Raw genomic sequence first — 3,569 nt, forward strand, 5'->3', positions numbered from 1 at the left:
TCTAAGGGACTTATTTGAATCACCCACTGTAGCAGGAGTGGCCCAAGCTATTGAGAAGAGACACGATAGTACACAGGTTACTAATCAAGTTAGGGACTTGAGGGCTGAAGTAATCTTAGACTCCAAAATTCAGAATCAATCTGTAGCTTTTGAATATATAACTGAACCGAAAAATATCTTTTTGACTGGATCAACAGGCTTTTTGGGAGTTTATTTACTCTCCGAACTTCTCGAACAAACTCAAGGGGATATATATTGTCTAGTACGTGCCACCTCTTCTGAGCAAGGTAAGCAGAGACTGCAAAGAGCCCTGGAGTCTTATAGCCTATGGAATGAAACCAAAAGCTCGAGAATTATTCCAGTTATAGGAGAGTTGTCAGCTCCACTATTCGGTCTTGATGAGCCACAGTTTAACCATCTAGCAAGTCAGGTGGATGTCATTTATCATAATGGTGCTTGGGTAAATTTTGTTTACTCTTACTCAATTTTGAAGCCAGCTAATGTTCTCGGAACTCACGAAGTCTTGAGATTGGCTAGCCAAGCCAAAATTAAGCCCGTACATTTTATCTCTACCATTTCAGTTTTCTTCTCATCCGCCTATTCTGACAAGGAAGTAATTTTTGAATCAGACTCCCTCGACTATAGTCCAGACAACGATGATGGCTACTCTGAAAGTAAATGGGTAGCAGAAAAATTAGTTATGGAAGCTCGTGACCGAAATTTGCCTGTGTGTATCTACAGACCAGGGAGAATAACAGGGCACAGTCAAACAGGTTTCTGTAATACAGAAGATCTATTTTCTCGAATGGTTAAAGGCTGTATCCAGCTAGGAGCAGTGCCAAATCTTGAAGGCGTTTTCAGCGACATAGTACCTGTAGACTATGTAAGCAAGGCGATTGTTAATATATCACAACAGAAAGAATCTCTAGGAAAGGCTTTTCACATGGTCAACCCTAATGACATCTATGTAAACGAGGCTTTCAACATGCTCTGTTCTTGGGGATACCCTATTGAAAAGATGGATTATGAAAAGTGGCGAACCAAACTAATTTGTCAAGCAGAAAATAGCAATAAAAACGCATTGTATCCCCTTCTGCCGCTTTTTTCAGAAGAATTCCCAGTAAATGCGAAAATGCCGAGATACGACTGTAAACATACAATACATGGACTAGCTGACACTGATATAGTCTGCCCATCCATAGATTCCAAATTATTGAATACTTACTATTCTTATTTTCAGAGTAGCGGCTTCTTGAATGCGCCACAGTAGGGCATTCTTTTCCTAGGGGCGCACGTCAGTCAGGTGTCTTGAAGTTCAATGGATTGACTCTGGGGGACGACAAGTCCCCCATAAACTTTTTTCGGTGGTGGTGCATAGTAATGGTATGGGAAGTGTGGGGAGTGTGGGAAAAAATATATATTTTCACCATTACTATGCAGGAGAACCCCCAGCCAAATAACCAAAATTCTTAGTCTGACATTTCAGGGTGCAGAATGTAGGTGTAATTCGATTTTAACTAGCCTAGGACGATATTTTTACCTTGCTAGCATCAACCAGGTAGGACAGGAAGCTATCTACTAAAGTCTCCATCGTCTCCTGGCTGATCGCAGGCTTAGAAAAGGGGAAATGCAAAAACATTTTTCCCTCAAAAGTTGTAACATTAGCAAGTACAATACCCCCAAACATGGCTTGTCCTGAAGCAAAACTGATTTCTGAGAGTTCAAATTGACCGTAAACTCTGGGAATATTTACTCGACCAATATTGGAAATAGCTACTGTCTGAGGGGCTTGATCTCGGCGGGTGAGCCCCAACTCGAACATCTTCCTATACATCGAAACTCCGCTGAACATATCGCCACGCCTTAAGCCAACTTCCACTTGTTGTTTCACTCCCCGTGCTAATTCCCAGAAGGAAGTATTGGTATCGAGAGTGTGAAATGACGTTATGGGGCCAACCAGTAAAACCATGTTTTCATTGCCAATCACTGGTTTCAAGTGTTTACGTAGATCAACAGGAATCCAACAGGACACATACTTTTTCTTTCCTGAGCCGATTTTTATGGCTGTGGCAAATATCAGCGCTGCACATAAAGCACCTTGTACTGTTGTCTTTTCTTGACGGCAACGTAGAATTAGCTCTTTGGTAACCTCCGCATCTAACTGTCTATAAACATTGCCAGTACGTCGTAACTCAAGAGGTAGAGTCTTCTCAAAACTCAAGCCTTTTGGTTGGCGCCAAATATTTTTGAACAGAAGTCGCAGAATAAACAACAGCTTGTTGATATTACCCCTAAAGCCTTTTGTTGATGGGGGCAATAACTCATCTACAGGGGGAAGCGTTGGTAAGCTGGGCACTGGCACGACTGGTTCACCAGAGGTAATTTTCCAGCAGTAGGTCAAGATTTCTGAATATAACTCAATACTTGATAATGCATCTGAGATGGCGTGGTTTATTGTGATAATCAAATGACTAGCATTGTTTTCAGAGTACTCCTGCCCTGGCACAAGTACAGCTCGCAATAACACTTCACTACTCTCAATTTGGGTGTTTAGCTCTTCTATAAGAGTTTCTTGCCATTGTCTAGAGTGTTGCGAATCTACCACCCGCAAAGGGATCTTTTTTGCACTCGTTTCAAAACGGAGGTTATCCACGTCACCGACGATACGAGAATTAAGCCGAGGGTGATGAGTTTGGACAATATCAAGGGCTTGCCTCACAATTTCTTCATTCAACGGGCCTAAAATGCGCCCGATAATTACTATATTTAATGAGCTATTCAAGCGATTTGATATTTCCATTACTTGCTCTACAGCACAGAGTTTTCTGTTATCAATCATTGACATTTTTTATTCCATATCGGTGCTTTGTTACGTACAGACAACGAATCTCAGTACAGGACAAAAGGCTTGAAAAGTTGACAAGGGTGGGGTTTCATCAGAATTACCACAGTCATCAGAAACCCCATGAATCAATAAGCGCGAACTTAAGAAAGCTCTCCAACCCCATCTGGATTGGCAAGGTGGGTCAATCCCAAACCCTTAAGGAAGCAGGGTTTGGGGTCAATGTGATTGCCGTTGAGGCATTGCGCCTTGATAATGGCAAGCTCTTGGTGGTCATTGCTCCTTCAAAGTGCGAGGGGTTGGTGGCCGATTATTTTACGCTGGGGAATTGAAACCCTATGCAGGCATTTTCTTTACTCGGGGCAAATGCCCTTGAATCGACTCACTTCACGCTCGGCAGAGCGCTTGGGAAAGCTCAAAGCAGCTAGCTGTTGACTTTGGCATTATGCTGGTCGATGCCAACGGGGTTATTTCTTGATCAGCGATACGCCCATTTCGATTAAAAAACATGCTCCCCGGCAAGGGAGTATTTTCCGATATGGTCTTGAGCATCTTCCTCATATTGTACTCAATCCTTCTTCCCTCAATGAAAGAGATTTTCTTCAATCTCTACAGTTTTTGTCCTGTACTTAGGAATTGCTATATTCATGCTTGTTCAATTCAGCTTTGTCAAGTCAATAAATGTCTATCTACTTCTAATTCATCATTTCTCAAATTTGTCAAGTTT

The 3,569-nt window shown here is 42.1% G+C and carries 2 protein-coding genes and 1 pseudogene; 2 read left to right on the plus strand and 1 reads right to left on the minus strand.

Annotated elements, in window-relative coordinates:
* The coding region (locus F6K53_RS35765) for a thioester reductase domain-containing protein (protein WP_366511397.1) at nt 1–1,270 on the plus strand (1,270 nt) is incomplete at its 5' end.
* 252 nt (nt 1,271–1,522) lie between these two features.
* Here the strand turns inward: F6K53_RS35765 and F6K53_RS35770 are convergent.
* Nucleotides 1,523–2,839 (minus strand): alcohol acetyltransferase, encoded by a 1,317-nt coding sequence (locus F6K53_RS35770; protein ID WP_293084118.1) that lies wholly within the window; start codon nt 2,837–2,839, stop codon nt 1,523–1,525.
* Nucleotides 2,840–3,069: 230 nt separating this feature from the next.
* On the opposite strand from F6K53_RS35770, the pseudogene F6K53_RS35775 reads away from it, so the two are divergent.
* Nucleotides 3,070–3,475, plus strand: a pseudogene (locus F6K53_RS35775) (IS4 family transposase); the annotation flags it as partial.
* Nucleotides 3,476–3,569 lie beyond the last annotated feature (94 nt).

Source organism: Moorena sp. SIO4A1, from assembly GCF_010672065.1.
GTDB lineage: Bacteria > Cyanobacteriota > Cyanobacteriia > Cyanobacteriales > Coleofasciculaceae > Moorena.